At 41.6% G+C, this 16,467-nt stretch carries 14 protein-coding genes and 1 pseudogene; 7 read left to right on the forward strand and 8 right to left on the reverse strand.

All coding sequences use genetic code 11. The annotated features are described in order from the left end of the window. Window positions 1-23 precede the first annotated feature (23 nt). Together porV and U0R10_RS06060 are read left to right on the forward strand one after the other, a co-directional pair. Window positions 24-1,196, forward strand: a complete 1,173-nt coding sequence (gene porV / locus U0R10_RS06055; RefSeq protein WP_377983063.1) for a type IX secretion system outer membrane channel protein PorV — start codon at window positions 24-26, stop codon at window positions 1,194-1,196. Between the two features lie 73 nt (window positions 1,197-1,269). Further along, window positions 1,270-2,541, forward strand: a complete 1,272-nt coding sequence (locus U0R10_RS06060) for a M16 family metallopeptidase (RefSeq protein ID WP_377983064.1) — start codon at window positions 1,270-1,272, stop codon at window positions 2,539-2,541. On the opposite strand, the pseudogene U0R10_RS06065 reads toward U0R10_RS06060, so the two are convergent. Then, a pseudogene (locus tag U0R10_RS06065) lies at window positions 2,538-3,447 on the reverse strand (PfkB family carbohydrate kinase). The gene U0R10_RS06060 and the pseudogene U0R10_RS06065 overlap by 4 nt on opposite strands. 11 nt (window positions 3,448-3,458) lie before the next feature. Then, the gene (locus U0R10_RS06070; RefSeq protein WP_377983065.1) at window positions 3,459-4,628 is read right to left on the reverse strand and encodes a hypothetical protein; all 1,170 of its coding nucleotides are present in this window, start codon (window positions 4,626-4,628) and stop codon (window positions 3,459-3,461) included. 128 nt (window positions 4,629-4,756) lie between these two features. Here U0R10_RS06070 and cysS point away from each other — a divergent pair, with 128 nt between their 5' ends. The 5 genes from cysS to typA all read left to right on the forward strand — a co-directional run bounded on the left by cysS (window position 4,757) and on the right by typA (window position 11,784). Beyond that, window positions 4,757-6,247: a cysteine--tRNA ligase gene (cysS, locus tag U0R10_RS06075; protein ID WP_377983066.1), complete on the forward strand. Its 1,491-nt coding sequence runs from the start codon at window positions 4,757-4,759 to the stop codon at window positions 6,245-6,247. A gap of 2 nt (window positions 6,248-6,249) precedes the next feature. Continuing rightward, window positions 6,250-6,990 (forward strand): rhomboid family intramembrane serine protease, encoded by a 741-nt coding sequence (locus U0R10_RS06080; protein ID WP_377983067.1) that lies wholly within the window; start codon window positions 6,250-6,252, stop codon window positions 6,988-6,990. Window position 6,991: 1 nt separating this feature from the next. Then, on the forward strand, window positions 6,992-7,843 hold the full coding sequence (locus U0R10_RS06085) for a rhomboid family intramembrane serine protease (protein ID WP_377983068.1): 852 nt from the start codon (window positions 6,992-6,994) through the stop codon (window positions 7,841-7,843). Between the two features lie 58 nt (window positions 7,844-7,901). Beyond that, window positions 7,902-9,860, forward strand: a complete 1,959-nt coding sequence (gene dxs / locus U0R10_RS06090) for a 1-deoxy-D-xylulose-5-phosphate synthase (RefSeq protein ID WP_377983069.1) — start codon at window positions 7,902-7,904, stop codon at window positions 9,858-9,860. A 115-nt stretch (window positions 9,861-9,975) separates the two neighbouring features. Further along, a complete protein-coding gene (gene typA, locus U0R10_RS06095; RefSeq protein WP_377983070.1) occupies window positions 9,976-11,784 on the forward strand; it encodes a translational GTPase TypA in 1,809 nt (602 codons plus the stop codon). Here the strand turns inward: typA and U0R10_RS06100 are convergent. The 6 genes from U0R10_RS06100 to U0R10_RS06125 form a co-directional block, all read right to left on the reverse strand. Next, window positions 11,781-13,751, reverse strand: coding sequence for a ComEC/Rec2 family competence protein (locus U0R10_RS06100; protein ID WP_377983071.1), 1,971 nt, complete (start codon window positions 13,749-13,751; stop codon window positions 11,781-11,783). The genes typA and U0R10_RS06100 overlap by 4 nt on opposite strands. Window positions 13,752-13,769: 18 nt before the next feature. Further along, window positions 13,770-14,342 (reverse strand): nicotinate (nicotinamide) nucleotide adenylyltransferase, encoded by a 573-nt coding sequence (nadD, locus tag U0R10_RS06105; protein WP_377983072.1) that lies wholly within the window; start codon window positions 14,340-14,342, stop codon window positions 13,770-13,772. A 1-nt stretch (window position 14,343) separates the two neighbouring features. Next, entirely contained in the window at window positions 14,344-14,910 is a 567-nt protein-coding gene (gmk, locus tag U0R10_RS06110) for a guanylate kinase (RefSeq protein WP_377983073.1), read from the reverse strand. Between the two features lie 21 nt (window positions 14,911-14,931). Next, window positions 14,932-15,204, reverse strand: coding sequence for a hypothetical protein (locus tag U0R10_RS06115; RefSeq protein ID WP_377983074.1), 273 nt, complete (start codon window positions 15,202-15,204; stop codon window positions 14,932-14,934). 78 nt (window positions 15,205-15,282) lie between these two features. After that, entirely contained in the window at window positions 15,283-15,867 is a 585-nt protein-coding gene (locus tag U0R10_RS06120) for a sigma-70 family RNA polymerase sigma factor (RefSeq protein ID WP_377983075.1), read from the reverse strand. A gap of 89 nt (window positions 15,868-15,956) precedes the next feature. Then, window positions 15,957-16,466, reverse strand: a complete 510-nt coding sequence (locus U0R10_RS06125) for a rod shape-determining protein MreD (RefSeq protein WP_377983076.1) — start codon at window positions 16,464-16,466, stop codon at window positions 15,957-15,959. Window position 16,467: the final 1 nt, after the last annotated feature.

The raw sequence follows: 16,467 nt of genomic DNA on the forward strand, positions 1-16,467 counted from the left end.
GACTCTCTTATAAATTTAATACAATGACAACGAATAAATCGATCATCCAAAAAGTAGTTTTTACTTTAGTTGCTGTATCTATTAGCACGCTAACCTTTGGACAATTACCAACTACCGTATTGGGCCAAACGAACGCAGGTCGCGTTCCAACTCCTACGATGTTGTTTTTAAATGTTTCTCCTGATGCGCGTTCTGCAGGTATGGGTGATGCAGGTGTTGCCATTTCTTCAGACGTTAATGCAATTTACTGGAATCCAGCAAAACTTGCGACGGCAGATAAAGACCTAGGATTTGCTATTTCATACACTCCTTGGTTGCGTAATTTAGTAAATGACATGGCATTGTATAACATTGCAGGATACAAGAAAACATCAAAAGATCAAGCATTTGGTTTCTCAATCAACTATTTTGATCAAGGCTTATTTCAAGCAACAACTGCAAATGGTACAAGTGCAGGAAACTTCAATTCGAAAGAATATGCCTTAACTGTTGCACATGCGCGTAAATTATCAAACGCGTTGTCATTAGGTGTAAATCTAAAATACATTAATTCAAATTTAACTGGTGGCTATCAAGCGCAAGGCTCTCAAATGAAGCCTGCTCAAACAGTTGCTGCTGATTTGGCATTATACTGGAACTCAGTAACAGAAAAAAATTGGAACTTAACTTATGGTTTAGTTTTATCTAACATTTCTGGTAAAGTTTCTTATGGTGGTTTAGATAAAAACTTCATTCCAACTAACCTACGTATGGGTGTTGCTGGAGTAAAGAACATCGACGAAAAAAACAAATTGACATTAACATTAGATTTAAACAAATTAATGGTTCCAACGCCACAGTCTGTTGATGCAAACGGAGCCGTAACAGGTACAGATCCTAACAACACAACAGCAATTGGTGGAATCTTTGGTTCATTATTTGATGCTCCAGATGGGTTCGGTGAAGAATTAAAAGAAGTTACTGCTTCTTTGGGTGCTGAATATCTTTACAACAATACATTTGCGATTCGCGGTGGTTACTTCAATGAAAGTGCGATGAAAGGTGATCGTAAATATTTCACCATGGGTGTAGGATTTAAATTAGACCAAAAATATGGTTTTGATTTTGCTTATCTAGTACCAACAGGTTCTAGCAGCCCATTAGCGAACACATTACGTATTTCATTATTGGCTGCAATCAACCAAGAAAGAAAATAATTTAACGATTATCGTTCATCAAATGACATCTCTCGGGATGTCATTTGTGTTTTATGCCTATTCCTAAATGCACATGCTTGATCGGACTTTTGCTCCCCCATCCTATCCAATTAATTGGGTTCAATTTCCTTCCACTCAAACGTACACAACCGAGCATGGAGTAAATATTCATTCCATCTCACTTGGCGAGCAGCCCGTATTTAAATTCGAGTATACCATTCAAGCAGGTGCCACTGAAGCCATTAAAGCTGGCGTGGCTAGCCTAACTGCTATGCTGATGAAACGTGGAACACAACAGCATACTGCCCAAGAATTAAATCAGAAATTCGACTTCTTCGGGGCTTTCTGGGATGTACAATCAAGCCTAGACCATGCCACGTTCACAGTCTATGGATTAACGAAGCACTTCGAGTCGCTGATGCCCTTGGTTTTTGAAATTATTCAACATGCCACTTTCCCGGAAGAGGAATTTGAAAAAGAAATCGCGATCGAAATCCAAAAGAGTAAATTAAACTGGCAAAAAACAGCCTTTAGTGCCAGTCAGATTTTTCGCTCACAATTATTTCCTAATGACCCCTATGGCCGCGTAAGTAAAGCAGAAAGCCTTCAGCAAATTACGCGCACCGATTTAGTTGGTTTTCATCAGAACTATTGGCTTGAGCAAAAGCCGACCATATTTCTTTCGGGTCAAATAAGCGCTGACGCCATCGCGACAGTCGCCTCATTTGTGGATCAATCCAGCAAGTCAAAAATTACTACAAATGACCGACCAGCCATCGTTTCTACTCCAGCCATTTGTACGCATGAATCACGCGAAAATGCCCTACAATGTTCAATTCGCATGGGGCAAGTGAGCATGAATCGCCAGAATCCTGACTACTACAAGTTCAGCGTTTTGAATACCATTTTAGGTGGTTTTTTCGGATCAAGGCTACAAAAAAATATTCGGGAAGAAAAAGGATTTACGTACGGAATTTCTTCTTCCATTGTCCCGTTAAAGCGTGCGGGCTACTGGGCTGTAGGAACAGACGTAAATAAAGAAAATGCCGCTGAAACGTGTAGTGAAATCCGTAGAGAAATTCACGAACTCCAGCAACATTTAGTCTCTACTGATGAACTTGAGATTGTCAAAAACTATTTGATGGGCAGCTTTACAGGGGAACTGACACAAGCGTTTGATATTGCCGACAAACTTAAAGTAATCTATTTGGAGGGATTGCCACTTGATTTTTACGATCATTTCCAACATCAAATCACGGCATGTACCCCAAAAGATTTGAGAGAACTAGCAAATCAATATCTAGATCCCTCAAATCTTCACGAGGTGATTGTAGGCGCAATTTAGAATCGCGCCAATTCACGGAATTCATTCACACGACCCTCTAAATCATGGTCAGTGATTTCCAACAAACGTTCCGTACCGAAATTTCTCTACACAGAAAGATGCCATAGCTGATCCATAAACGATCGCCTTACGCATATTCTCAAAAGAGATGTCATCCGTTTTTGCCAAGTAGCCAATAAAACCACCCACAAATGTATCGCCAGCACCTGTTGGATCAAATACTTCCTCAAGCGGCAATGCAGGGCAATAAAACATATTCGAACCTTGGAACAAAAGTGCACCATGCTCTCCTTTTTTGATAATAAGCGTTTTAGGCCCCATCTCCATGATTAATTTAGCCGCAGTGCGCAACGAATATTGCTCAGATAATTGGCGTGCCTCCTCATCATTAATACAAAGTACATCAACCATCTTCAACACCCGTTTCAAATCATCCATCGCTACATCCATCCAAAAGTTCATGGTATCCATCACCACTAACTTAGGGCGTTTGGTAAGACCTTCGATCGCTTCGATTTGAACTTGAGGCGTTAAGTTACCCAACATTAAGTATTCGCAATCTTGATAGCTAGTAGGAATCACAGGTTTGAAATCAGCCAATACATTTAAGTCGGTCACCAACGTATCCCGAGAATTCATGTTGTTGTGATATTTTCCTGCCCAGAAAAAAGATTTCTCGCCTGCCTTTATTTGAAGACCGTCCAGGTTAATTCCTTTGGATTCCAATGTATCCATGTAAGCTTGCGGAAAGTCATCACCGACAACAGCCACCACATTTACTTTGGGTTGGAAAAATGCAGCAGACAAAGCAATGTAAGTACAAGATCCACCGATAATTTTATCTGTTTTGCCATAGGGCGTTTCTAGCGCGTCGAACGCAACTGTTCCAATTGTTAATAAACTCATATAAGGTGATTTTAGCCTACTTTAGCACACCGACTAAACGGCTGATTGGGGTTAAAAAATAAACGATAAGTAATATATGTTTTGTCGTTTGTCGCACCTAGCTGAGAGACAAACCGAAGCATTTTTGGATTAAAATCCCCTACCCAGTTCATGTCCATGGTCGTATAAGGATAAAAAGGATTTTCACGCGCAGCCGTTCGGAAACGCAATGCAATGGCAGATTCGACACCTTTGCCCTGATGCTCAGGAACCACACCGAAAATCAATCCACACGTACGCGTCAGCGTACCGCGAAGCTTTAACAGAACGAACTTGATCATCCCCCAAACATTCAACTTTCCATTTAAATGTTTAACGATTTGATTCAAATCAGGAATCACAATAAAAAAGGCAACAGGCTCTCCATCGGGGCCATAAGCGAACCAGAGTAATTGTTCATCGATGATGGGCTTCATTTTCTGCACCAACTTTTGCGCTTGTTCGGAGGACATGGCAGAAACACCAGGGAACTTAGACCATGCCGCATTGAAGATGATTCGAAAATCTTCAGCGTACTTAGGCAGGTTCGACTTTTCAATATGTTTAAACGTATAATCCGGATTCTGATAAATCCGCTCAGCTTTTTCTTCGATTCCCGCAGTCACGTTGGCTCCCGTAATCGAAGACACAAAAACATGCTGCTTAAAATAATCTTGAAATCCGTAAGCTTCAAAGTAATCGATGTAATAAGGCTTCGTCCAAGGCATTTTATACGTTGGCTCATACTCCCAACCCTGAACCATCAAACCCCAAAAACTATCCCGCTCCCCAAAATTAATGGGGCCATCCATTCCTTCTATCCCTTTGGAGATCAGCCATTGCTTGCAAGCATCAAATAAAGTAAATGCCGCAACTTGATTTTCAATACATTCAAAAAATCCCATGCCACCCACAGGTACTTCATCGGAAGATTTCGAATAAAAGGCCGCGACACGACCAATGGTTTTGCCCGCGTCGTCAAGCAATATCCAGCGGATAGCTTCGCCGTTTTTAAACTGTGTGTTTTTTTTCGGATCAAATATTGACTCAATATCGTTATCTAACGGACGAATCCAATTCGGATCTGTCGCATATAGTTCAACTGCTATTCTTAAAAATTCTCGTTTAAGAGCTCTATCGTCCCCTATTTCCTTTAAAACCATATTGGCGAAAGCATTTTTTGACCAAAAACATACAAAGATAATACAATTCGCAAGCCCCTCATTTGTTTGGTGAATTAAAAGAATACGATTAATTTTAATTCCTTATACAGAACCCAGATCCGGTATTCATGCAGCCACTCAAAATATACAACACCCTAAGTCGAGAAAAAGAAATCTTCGAAGCGATCAATGCGCCACATGTGGGATTGTATGTTTGTGGGCCAACAGTCTATAATTATGCTCATTTAGGAAATATTCGAACGTTTACCTCCTTTGATATCCTGCATCGCTATTTAAAGAAAATTGGCTATAAAGTACGCTATGTACGCAATATCACGGATGTCGGCCACTTAGTAGGTGACGGTGATGAAGGCGAAGACAAAATTGGCAAAATGGCCAAATTGGAGAAACTGGAGCCCATGGAAATTGTGCAGCGGTATACCAATGATTTTCACGAAGTACTGCAAAAATTCAATTTATTGCCTCCTAGCATTGAACCGACGGCTACAGGACACATCGTGGAACAAATTGAAACGACTAAAACCTTGCTTGATAAAGGCATGGCGTATGAATCGAATGGCTCTATTTATTTTGACATAGAGGCCTACAACAAACAAGGAGGCGATTACGGTAAATTATCTGGACGTATTTTAGATGATTTATTGACCGAAACACGGGATTTAGACGGCGTAGGCGAAAAGCGTAGCCCACTCGATTTCGCGCTTTGGAAAAAAGCATCTCCTGAACATATCATGCGCTGGCCATCTCCTTGGGGAGACGGATTTCCGGGTTGGCACCTCGAATGTACGTGTATGAGCCACAAATATCTAGGTGACACCTTTGATATTCACGGAGGTGGCATGGACTTGAAATTCCCACACCACGAATGCGAAATCGCGCAAGCGAAAGCCGCACATGGTCGTGCACCTGTACGTTATTGGATGCACACAAATATGCTTACGGTCAATGGCCAAAAAATGAGCAAATCTCTTGGGAATTCATTTTTACCTAATGAATTAATCACAGGAAATCATCCGCTTTTGGAACAACCTTACAGCCCCATGACGGTACGTTTCTTTATGTTGCAATCACAATATAGAAGCACCTTAGACTTTTCAAACGATGCCTTAAAAGCCGCCCAAAAAGGCTATAAGCGTATGGCTAATGGGTTACGCATCATCAAATCAATGACGTTCCCATCCGAAACCATTGAGGCTACGGACGAAACGGTATTAGCTGAAATGCATGCCGATATCCAAGGATGCTATGACGGGATGAATGATGACTTAAATACGGCCGTAACAATTGCTAGCCTATTTTCGTTATTAAAGAAGATTAATCAATTGTATACAGGCCAACTAAGTTTTGAACAAATAGGCCAAGCCGGATTTGATGCTTTAAAAACTAATTACATCAGCTTTATGGAGGATGTATTAGGTTTACTTGAGGAGTTCCCTGAAAATCAGGACCAACTAATCAAAGGCATGTTGCAATTGTACCAAGACTTTAAGGCCAATCGTCAATATGACAAAGTGGATGAGATACGAGCCAGTTTCAAATCCATGGGCCTTTTAATTAAAGACATGAAAACCCGCATCGACTGGGGCTACGAAGAATAAATATGTTTAGAGATTTAACACCCAACGTTCGTTTATTGATTCTCATTAACGTAGGTATGTTTCTGGCCAAATCGTTTTTGCCAGATGAATACTTAAGTTTACATTATTTTGGTGCGAAGGATTTTTATCCCTTTCAGCTCGTTACCTATATGTTTGTGCATGGCAGCTTTTTTCACCTGCTAGGCAACATGTTCGGACTTTATATGTTCGGCTCCTTACTCGAGCGTATATGGGGGGCTCAGCGATTTCTTTTCTTCTATTTTTTCTGCGGGATTGGTGCAGGTTTGCTCTATGTGGGGATCCAACATTTTGTAGATTTTGCAGATATTCGACGTGCAACTGAACTCGTATTAAGTAATCCAAGTTCATTTAATTTAATGGACTACGCGCAGCATTATGCTGTGATTGGATCTCCGCAAGGTGTCGCGCTCAATATCGAATGGGTACATGCCAATTATGACGAATATATCAATCGCAGTATTTTAGGGGGCGCCTCAGGATCAATATTTGGCATATTAATGGCGTTCGGGTACCTATTTCCGAATTCAGAGATGTTTTTATTCCCACTTCCTATCCCCATCAAAGCCAAATACTTTGTGAGTTTTTATGGATTGTATGAGCTTTATCAAGGCATCCAACAATATGAAGGAGATAATGTTGCTCACTTTGCACATATTGGTGGGATGATTTTTGCCGTGATTTTATTAAAAGTTTGGGGAACGAAACGAAATAATTTCTATTGATATGCGCAGCATTTGGCAAGATATGAAGTTAGTATTCCAGCAGCCCAATCGTGGTCTGATGCAATTGATCGTGATCAATGTAGGAATTTTTATTGCCTTAATGCTTACAAAAGTTACCCTCATTCTAGCAGGGAAATCTGAGTTTTTTGAATCTTTTTTAGAGCAACTAACCTTATCATCCTCATTCGCTGATTTCAGTCGGAAACCATGGACTTTCCTAACCTATTTTTTTATCCATGTTGACCTCATGCATGTGGTTTTCAACATGCTATTTTTATACTGGTTTGGACAAATTTTACAGGATTTTTTAGGTCAAAACAAGACGATTCAATTGTACTTCATAGGGGGCCTAGCGGGTGCAGTCACTTACATTGGTGCCTTGAACACCATCCCCTATTACGTGAATCAAGGTCCCATGTTTTTAATGGGGGCATCGGCAGGTGTGTATGCGATCGTTACTGCGGCAGCCACTTTACGGCCAAACTACACAGTCCATTTGTTTCTAATTGGGCCCATTGCAATCAAATATATTTCAGGATTCTATGTAATCTGGTCCGTGCTAGAAAGCGTTGGGTCCAATGGCGGTGGGAATATCGCTCATTTAGGAGGAGCCCTCGTAGGGGTACTTTTTGCCTTATATAGTAAGCGCACACAGACTGCCACCCAGCAAATAGAAAAAGTACTTACTTATGTAACGGTCGCTGCACAAAAAACTGTATCGACCACATCCTCAGAAGTAGTTGACGAAGAGGAACTTAACCAGATTTTAGATAAAATTTCTAAATCGGGATTTGATAGTTTAAGTAAATTAGAGAAAAAGAGATTGTTCCAGGCGAGTCAAAAAAATGAATAAGCCAGAAAAACATTTTTACCTTTGTGTGGTTAATCTTTCACTTGAATAAATTTATATCGTGTCTACCCAATTCCCAGCCGGGCCTTTACTGAGCAAGATTCAATCCCCAGCGGATTTGCGCAAGCTTCCCGCGGATCAGCTTCCCGCTGTATGCCAGGAATTGAGACAATATATCATCGATCATGTTTCCGTCAATGGAGGCCACTTTGGCGCATCTTTAGGTGTCACAGAATTAACCGTAGCGCTGCACTATGTTTTCAATACCCCCGACGACCAGTTGGTGTGGGACGTAGGTCATCAAGCGTATGGACATAAGATTTTAACGGGCCGACAGCCTGTATTTCATACGAACCGACTTTTCGGAGGAATTAGTGGATTCCCGAAACGTTCAGAAAGCAAATATGATGCATTCGGAGTAGGACACTCAAGTACGTCCATTTCTGCTGCTTTAGGTATGGCAGTTGCATCTCGATATAAGAAAGAATTCAATCGCCAGCACATCGCCGTTATTGGCGATGGTTCCATGACAGCCGGTATGGCGTTCGAAGCCATGAACCATGCAGGTGATATTCCTAACAACATGTTGATCATTTTAAATGACAACTGCATGGCCATTGATCCCAATGTAGGTGCGTTAAAGGAATACTTAACAGATATTACCACCTCCCATACCTACAATAAGGTGAAGGATGATGTGTGGAATTTATTAGGTAAAATGTCCACTTTTGGGAAGTCTGCCCAGGAAATTGTTTCCAAAATAGAAAATGGATTAAAAGCTACTTTGTTGAAGCAAAGTAACTTATTCGAGTCCCTTAACTTGCGTTATTTCGGACCCATTGATGGCCACGATGTGGATAACCTAGCGACAATTCTTCGCGATTTAAAGGATATTCCCGGACCCAAAATTTTGCATTGCATCACGACAAAAGGCAAAGGGTATTCATTGGCCGAAAAAGATCAAACACTTTGGCATGCGCCGGGCAAGTTTGATAAGATAACTGGCGAAATTCATAAAAAGACATTTGATAATCCACAGCCCCCTAAATACCAGGAGGTTTTCGGAAATACCTTACTCGAGCTCGCCGAAAAAAATGAAAAAATCATGGGGGTCACGCCAGCGATGCCTTCCGGATCTTCCATGAATATTATGATGCGTGCCATGCCCGAACGTGCATTTGATGTAGGCATCGCAGAACAACACGCCGTTACATTTTCAGCCGGCTTAGCCACACAAGGCTTAACCGTATTTTGTAATATTTATAGTTCCTTTATGCAACGTGGATACGACCAAGTCATTCATGATGTATGTATCCAAAAACTACCCGTTATCTTTTGTCTAGATCGGGCAGGCCTCGCTGGGGCAGATGGGGCAACGCACCATGGCAATTTGGACTTAGCCTACATGCGCTGCATTCCAAATATGATTGTTGCTGCTCCGCGCAATGAACAAGAATTACGCAACATGATGTTTACGGCCCAGCTAGATTCATTCAAGGATTTAGGGATGGCCATGTCGATTCGCTACCCACGTGGCGAGGGTGTTATGCCCGTTTGGCGGACTGATTTTGAGCAATTGGAAATTGGCAAAGGCCAACAAGTCTTAGCGGGAAAACAGGTTGCTGTATTGTCTATTGGCCATATTGGTAATGAGGCAGAAAAAGCATGTCATTTATTGCGCGAACAAGGTTTAGAACCAGCTTTATTCGATATGCGTTTCGTAAAACCACTCGATGAAGCTCTATTACATGATGTTTTCAAGACATACCCCTCGGTAATCACCGTAGAAGACGCATCCATTGTAGGAGGCTTCGGCTCTGCTATTGCGGAATTCATGGTAGATAATAGATACACCAACCAGCTCATCCGATTGGGAATTCCAGATTCACTAATCGAACACGGAGAACAAGCTGAATTATATCACCTATGTGGGATAGATTCTGTTGGAATTGCACAAAAAATAGCTGAACTATATCAAGCTAAACCTGCGCAAAAGGCCGTTCACACTGTGGCCCACTAAATTCGCGCTCGCTGATTTTTAATCAATTAGCACTTTTCAAAGAAATTATACCTACCTTTGCACCTTAAATTCCCCGACTAAGGAGAATTTTAATTCATTCAACGCCTACATTTTTATGCAAAGCATTCGTAACATTGCCATTATTGCCCACGTTGACCACGGTAAAACGACTCTTGTGGACAAAATTATTCATGCCTCTAAAATCTTCCGTGAAAACCAAGAATTTGGAGATTTGATCCTAGATAATAACGACTTAGAGCGTGAACGCGGTATTACGATTACGTCAAAAAACGTATCCGTTCGTTACAATGGGGTAAAAATTAACATCATTGACACACCTGGTCACGCCGACTTTGGTGGTGAGGTAGAGCGTGTGCTACGTATGGCAGATGGTGTTATCTTATTGGTGGATGCTTTCGAAGGCCCAATGCCTCAAACACGTTTTGTATTGTCAAAAGCAATCGCATTAGGTTTAAAACCAATCGTGATTGTCAATAAAGTAGATAAAGAAAATTGCCGCCCAGACGAAGTACACGAAAGTGTATTCGATTTGATGTTTAACTTAGACGCAACGGAAGATCAGTTAGATTTCCCATGTATCTACGGTTCATCGAAGCAAGGATGGATGAGTACAGATTGGAAAAAGCCAACAGATAATATTATTCCATTATTGGATGCAATTATCGAGCACATACCAGCTTCTAAAGTTCAAGAAGGTACACCTCAAATGCAGATTACGTCATTAGACTACTCATCTTTCGTCGGTCGTATCGCGATCGGTCGTTTAGAGCGTGGAACTTTGACAGAAGGTATGCAAATTTCACTTTGCAAATCAGATGGGTCGACTAAGAAAATGCGTATCAAAGAACTTCAAGTATTTGAAGGTCTTGGAAAAGTCAAAGTAGAGAAAGTAGAGTGTGGAGAGATTTGCGCAGTTACAGGTATCGAAGATTTCGAAATTGGTGACACAGTTGCTGATGCAGAGAATCCAGAGGCTTTAGCACGTATCGCGATCGACGAGCCTACGATGAACATGTTGTTCACGATTAATAACTCTCCATTCTTTGGTAAAGAAGGAAAATTAGTAACATCTCGACACATCCGTGATCGTCTGTTCAAAGAGACAGAGAAAAACTTAGCCTTGAAAGTTGTTACAACAGAAAGCGAAGATAAGTTCTTGGTATTTGGACGTGGTATTCTTCACTTGTCGGTGTTAATCGAGACTATGCGTCGCGAGGGATATGAATTACAAGTAGGTCAGCCTCAAGTTATCTTCAAAGAAGGTCCAAACGGCGAGCGTTTAGAGCCAATTGAATCATTGGTTGTAGATGTGCCTGCAGAAGTTGCTGGTAAGGTAATCGAATTAGCTACGCAAGGAAAAGGTGAATTGTTGATCATGGAACCTAAAGGTGACTTACAACACTTAGAATTCAACATTCCATCTCGTGGTTTGATTGGTTTACGTTCTAAAGTGTTAACGGCGACTTTTGGAGAGGCGATCATGGCGCACCGTTTCATTGCCTATGAAGAATTCAAAGGAGCGATTCCAGGCCGTATTAACGGTTCATTGATTTCGATGAACACAGGTCCTGCGATTCCTTATGCAATTGATAAATTACAAGATAGAGGGGTGTTTTTCATCGATCCAGGTGAAGAGGTTTACACAGGAATGGTTGTAGGCGAGCACAACCGTCAAAATGATATTGAGGTCAACTTACAAGCATCGAAGCAGTTAACTAACATGCGCGCTTCAGGTACGGATTCAAATACCAAAATTGCACCGAAATTAAACTTCTCATTAGAAGAGTGTATGGAATTTATTCAGAAAGATGAATACTTAGAAATTACACCAAAATCTTTACGTATGCGTAAAATTTGGCTAGATCCAAACGAGCGTAAGCGTAACGAGAAGAAACCTAGCTAATACATTTCAGGCTGCCTTCGGGCAGCCTTTTTTTTGATATAAACGGCAGGAACCTCTCCTAAAAACGTTATCCCTTTAGAACGGAAACCACGTAACTGACCTAGCCGATAAGCGCTAGGCCGGCGCACAAAATACCAATGTGCGTGTGGCCAAAATTGAAGCCACCGCAAATCGCGAGATGATTTAGAGGGTTCAATAATCAAGTCGGTGATTCCCGCCATCCTGGGCTTGCATGGTTCATGGGCTACATAAAATGTATGCTCGCCAAAACTCCAAGCCTGTGGGAGCTTACGTGAAATTGTATCTTGCACACGTCTTTGTGCGAGCATGGGAATAACATTCGATTGTACCCAAGCTGGTGACATGGCTCCATAAAGAGCGGCATGAGTTCCTGCTACTTGAATGCTAACAACCTGAGCCTGATGAACCGTGACAAACATTCCGTCCGCAGGTGCCCAAAACCATCTGGGCACACTGATGGCTATCCACAAAATGGACAAACTGATTAATAAACTAACCTTTCGAAATCTCCACCATAACCCAACCAAAATAATCGATAAATAATACGCCCCAAGCATGGTAAAATCAAGTTGAAGTAACGGAATCACCGGGTGAAAATAATCCGCAACAAAAAACAGGAGGCCATGAAAACAGGTAAAGCAAAGTTCCAATAAGTCCCCTAACCAAGAAATTGCCAGTGGGCTTAACGCCAAAAAAACAAATCCTACCCCAAGTGTAATACTTGAGATCAGAATCAAGAGCGGGTTTAACAGAAAGAAATGAACTGGATTCGGATATTGATGGAAATAAAAAATGACTAAAGGCCACGTAAGTGCCTGAGCTGCAATGGCCACACACGTGACCTCCCAAAGCTGATTGCAAATCCAAAATCTACTGGTGACCATATTTGTTAGCCATCCTTGAAATAAAATCAGACCTAGAACAGCCATGTAGGACAACTGAAATCCCGCCTGAAATAAATAATGTGGATCCCAAACCAGAAGAACCAAACAAGAAAAAGCGAGCGTATTCACCGGATGATGATTTAAGCGAAATGACCTAGCCCCCAAAACAATCGAAAACATCCAAGCCGAACGTAATACGGGGCCAGAAAAACCAGTCATACCCGCATACGCCCATAAAAAAAGCATAATCATAAAGAAATGCATCCAAGGCCACCGACGTAAAAACCCGAAAATAAAGGCTAAGCCCACATATAAAAACCCCACGTGCAAGCCCGAAACAGATAAGATATGAATCGCACCTAACGAAGCATAGCGCTGCATCGTTTCGAAATCTATCGAAGACGAAACCCCTAAAAACATAGCCTCCGCCACATCTCGATTGACACCCACAGGCAGGGCCCTCCGCAGGGCCAACTGGAAATACTTCCGGCCTTGATTCAGCCAATCCCAAGTTGATGCAGAACCTCCTAATGGCAGCCAATAGTCCTTTTTGGCATATATTTGACCGCCTACCCCCCTTTGAGCATAATATACTGGCCAGTCCATTCCGCCTGGGAAAAGTGGCGCAGCAATAGGATTCAAATATCCTGAAATTAAATACCGTGCTCCTGCCTTAGGCACAGGCGCCGTCTTATCAACATAAACCTTCCAAAATCCTGAGCCGGCAATCCAAGCACCCTGATCGCGCAAGGCAATTGCCTTGCCCATGACAGACCAGGTATTTGCCTTCTCTACTGGCTGTCCGTCAACTTGTATTACACACGCACGAGTTGATAAGTCATAAGCTAAAGCACATGGAATCTTTAGCTGCCCATAACGAAAAACACTGAGCGTAATGAATGCAAGCGCAAGTAAAAACTCCGATTGGATTAGACAAATGCAAAGACCACATGTAGCCAAAGGAGCCCAAGCCCATAAGGGACAATAGCAAGCCATCAACGTCCCCGCAATCCAATAAATGAGTAAACGAACGTAGGGAAACGGGCTGAAAAATGAATGCAAGACCTTAGGCGAAAAGCCCTAAAGGTAGAATTTTTTGATAGCGATATGTTCCTCGACTTGTTCAGGAACTAGATATTTTATGGATTGCCCTTGTTGAATGCACGCACGAATGTACGTCGCTGAAATCTGTAAAACCGGCGCTTCGATCCGCGTTACCTGTTTATGCTGCCATAAATCACTCTTTGGCTCCTCCCCTCTAGGGTATACGAAAAGCCCATAATAATCAAGTATTTGGTGGTAGTTTTTCCAACTCGTAAACTGTTCCAAGTTATCTCCGCCAATAATTAAAGAGAATGTGTGTGTGGGATGCCGTGCCGACAAATGCGTTAGCGTATCAATCGTATAGGAAGGTTTGCTTAGGTGGAACTCAATATCACAACTCTTAAATTTGAAATTATCCTCAATCGCACGCTCCACCATATCGAGCCGGTCAAACTCATGCAACAAGGATTTGCTTTTTTTATGAGGATTTTGAGGTGATACCACAAACCAAATTTGGTCTAGATCCGTCTGATTTAACACCGCTTGGGCAACCATTAGGTGGCCATGATGTATGGGGTTAAATGAACCGAAAAATAGGCCAACTTTCATATTAGTGCGTAAGTTCGTCGAATAGTCGTTGGGCTTCTTTTACCGCATCCGCTAGCTGATCGTTCACTAAAATAACATCGAATTTATCTTGAAAAGCCCATTCAAACTTCATTTTAAAAATACGTTTAGAAAGCGACTCCTCCGTTTCCGTACCTCGCGAACGCAAACGATCCTCTAAAATCTCAAGCGAAGGAACTTTGACAAAAACAGCTAAGGCACGTTCTTTATAATAGTTCTTCAAGGCAAGCCCTCCTTTAACATCTACATCAAAAATCACATGTTTCCCAGATGCCCAAATGCGTTCGATTTCAGATTTTAAAGTACCATAATAGGCCCCCGGATATACTTCCTCCCATTCCACAAAAGCATCTTCATCAATTTTTGTACGAAATTCATCGGGCGTTAAAAAGTAATAATCTTGCCCATCTTGCTCCGACCGACCACGCTTATCCCGTGTGCATGCAGAAATAGAAAATCCAAGATTGGGATTATTCGCAAGTAATTGTTTGACGATTGTTGTTTTTCCTGAACCGGATGGCGCAGAGAATATAATTAATTTACCTTCCAAGGTGTTTGGCTTTGATTTAAGCTAACAAAATAAGGGAATTAAGATGGAAATAAGGATTAAAACCAAAAAAAGTTTTGTCTTTATCCGTGCAAATAAGTCCGAAGGACACGAGGCCGAACAATTGTTTTTAATTGCTTTTTTCAAGGACAACTCTAAATCATATCCCTCTTGGCAAGGCAAGCATTGATCCTTATTTGCCATAAAGCGCGCTACTTCTTCAGCAGTTGCTTCTTTATCTAATATCCGCTGAATTACCTGAAGGCAATCTTGATGTTGGGCACAATTCGTTTTCATTCCTAATAGCTTACTTTGGACGACCCTTACGTAACAATGACTCGGGCCAAATTAGTTCAAATGATCAATGACAAAGTGTCAGGCATATCCTTTTGTTTTGGCATAATTGGCCAACGACTCTTTCAAAAGTGCGCGCGCACGATGTAACCGTGAACGAACGGTCCCAATGGGAATATTTAATATCCGAGCCATTTCTTCGTAACTGAATTCTTCTAGGTCACAAAGAATAATGATCATGCGAAAATCTACAGGAAGGGCTTGGATAGCTGCTGTTATCTCATCTCCAAGCATCTCATTCACGGTCTCTGCTTGCAAGTCGGCCTGGTAAGCTGGCTCTGAATCCTCATCACCAGTAATGGATTGTTCTACCCATTCAAACTCGACTTTGGATGGTCCACGTGATTTTTTACGGTAATCATTAATGAAATTATTCTTGAGAATTCGGAATAACCAAGCTTTGGCGTACGTCCCCGGCTCAAACGAATGAATGAATCGATAGGCTTTTATACAGGTATCTTGAACTAAGTCCTGTGCCTCATCTTCATCATTTGTTAATTTTAATGCGAAATTATACATCGCATCCATATGGGGGAAAAACTCCTGCTGAAAAATGGCATGGGCCTTGGCAGGTGAAATTTTCGAATCTAGTACTGGAGTGTCCATCGGTTAGGCATTTAGGCAAAATGTTGCACAGACTATTACCTACAAATTCGAATCCAAAAAATAAACCGTTCATTATCTGCCAAAAAGACTTATTGGCCGCGATTAAAAAATTCCAAAAACCCGAAAACGAGTATCCCCAGTATCGCTGAACTAATTGCCCGTAAAAGACTTAGCCCAAACAAAGCAAAGTCACTCGCCTCAAAAAGAAATAAGACCAAATGGTGGGTAACAAGCATCAATCCTACATAAGAAAAAAACCATAACCACTTCATTTCAGCTAATGAGATCTCTGACCGCTCATCGTATCCATTGGCAGGTGTTAAAATCCGAAAGAAAGTAGGACGCAACAAAGCAACTAAGACGGTACCAAATGCATGAAGTCCATGGGTATTGTAAAAAACATCAATAAGCCAGCCTGAAAAAAAAGCCACCATAAGCAGTAATGGAGTCGAAGTGCGCATGGGCGCTTTAATAATTACCCATAGATAAATAAAACAAAAGGCCACATTGGCTAAAGCAATATCCCGCAAAAACAACACTTGCATGGCCATTGCTGCCATGGCTCCAAGAAACCATTTCACCGACAAACTCGCATTCATG

Origin of the sequence: Aquirufa avitistagni (assembly GCF_042715545.1) — a bacterium.
GTDB lineage: Bacteria > Bacteroidota > Bacteroidia > Cytophagales > Spirosomataceae > Aquirufa > Aquirufa avitistagni.

Coding starts and splice junctions, on each gene's coding strand:
- porV (WP_377983063.1), top strand. CDS start 24: ATGACAACGAATAAATCGATCATCCAAAAAGTAGTTTTTACTTTAGTT.
- U0R10_RS06060 (WP_377983064.1), top strand. CDS start 1,270: ATGCTTGATCGGACTTTTGCTCCCCCATCCTATCCAATTAATTGGGTT.
- U0R10_RS06070 (WP_377983065.1), bottom strand. CDS start 4,628: ATGGTTTTAAAGGAAATAGGGGACGATAGAGCTCTTAAACGAGAATTT.
- cysS (WP_377983066.1), top strand. CDS start 4,757: ATGCAGCCACTCAAAATATACAACACCCTAAGTCGAGAAAAAGAAATC.
- U0R10_RS06080 (WP_377983067.1), top strand. CDS start 6,250: ATGTTTAGAGATTTAACACCCAACGTTCGTTTATTGATTCTCATTAAC.
- U0R10_RS06085 (WP_377983068.1), top strand. CDS start 6,992: ATGCGCAGCATTTGGCAAGATATGAAGTTAGTATTCCAGCAGCCCAAT.
- typA (WP_377983070.1), top strand. CDS start 9,976: ATGCAAAGCATTCGTAACATTGCCATTATTGCCCACGTTGACCACGGT.
- nadD (WP_377983072.1), bottom strand. CDS start 14,342: ATGAAAGTTGGCCTATTTTTCGGTTCATTTAACCCCATACATCATGGC.
- U0R10_RS06115 (WP_377983074.1), bottom strand. CDS start 15,204: ATGAAAACGAATTGTGCCCAACATCAAGATTGCCTTCAGGTAATTCAG.
- U0R10_RS06120 (WP_377983075.1), bottom strand. CDS start 15,867: ATGGACACTCCAGTACTAGATTCGAAAATTTCACCTGCCAAGGCCCAT.
- U0R10_RS06125 (WP_377983076.1), bottom strand. CDS start 16,466: ATGAATGCGAGTTTGTCGGTGAAATGGTTTCTTGGAGCCATGGCAGCA.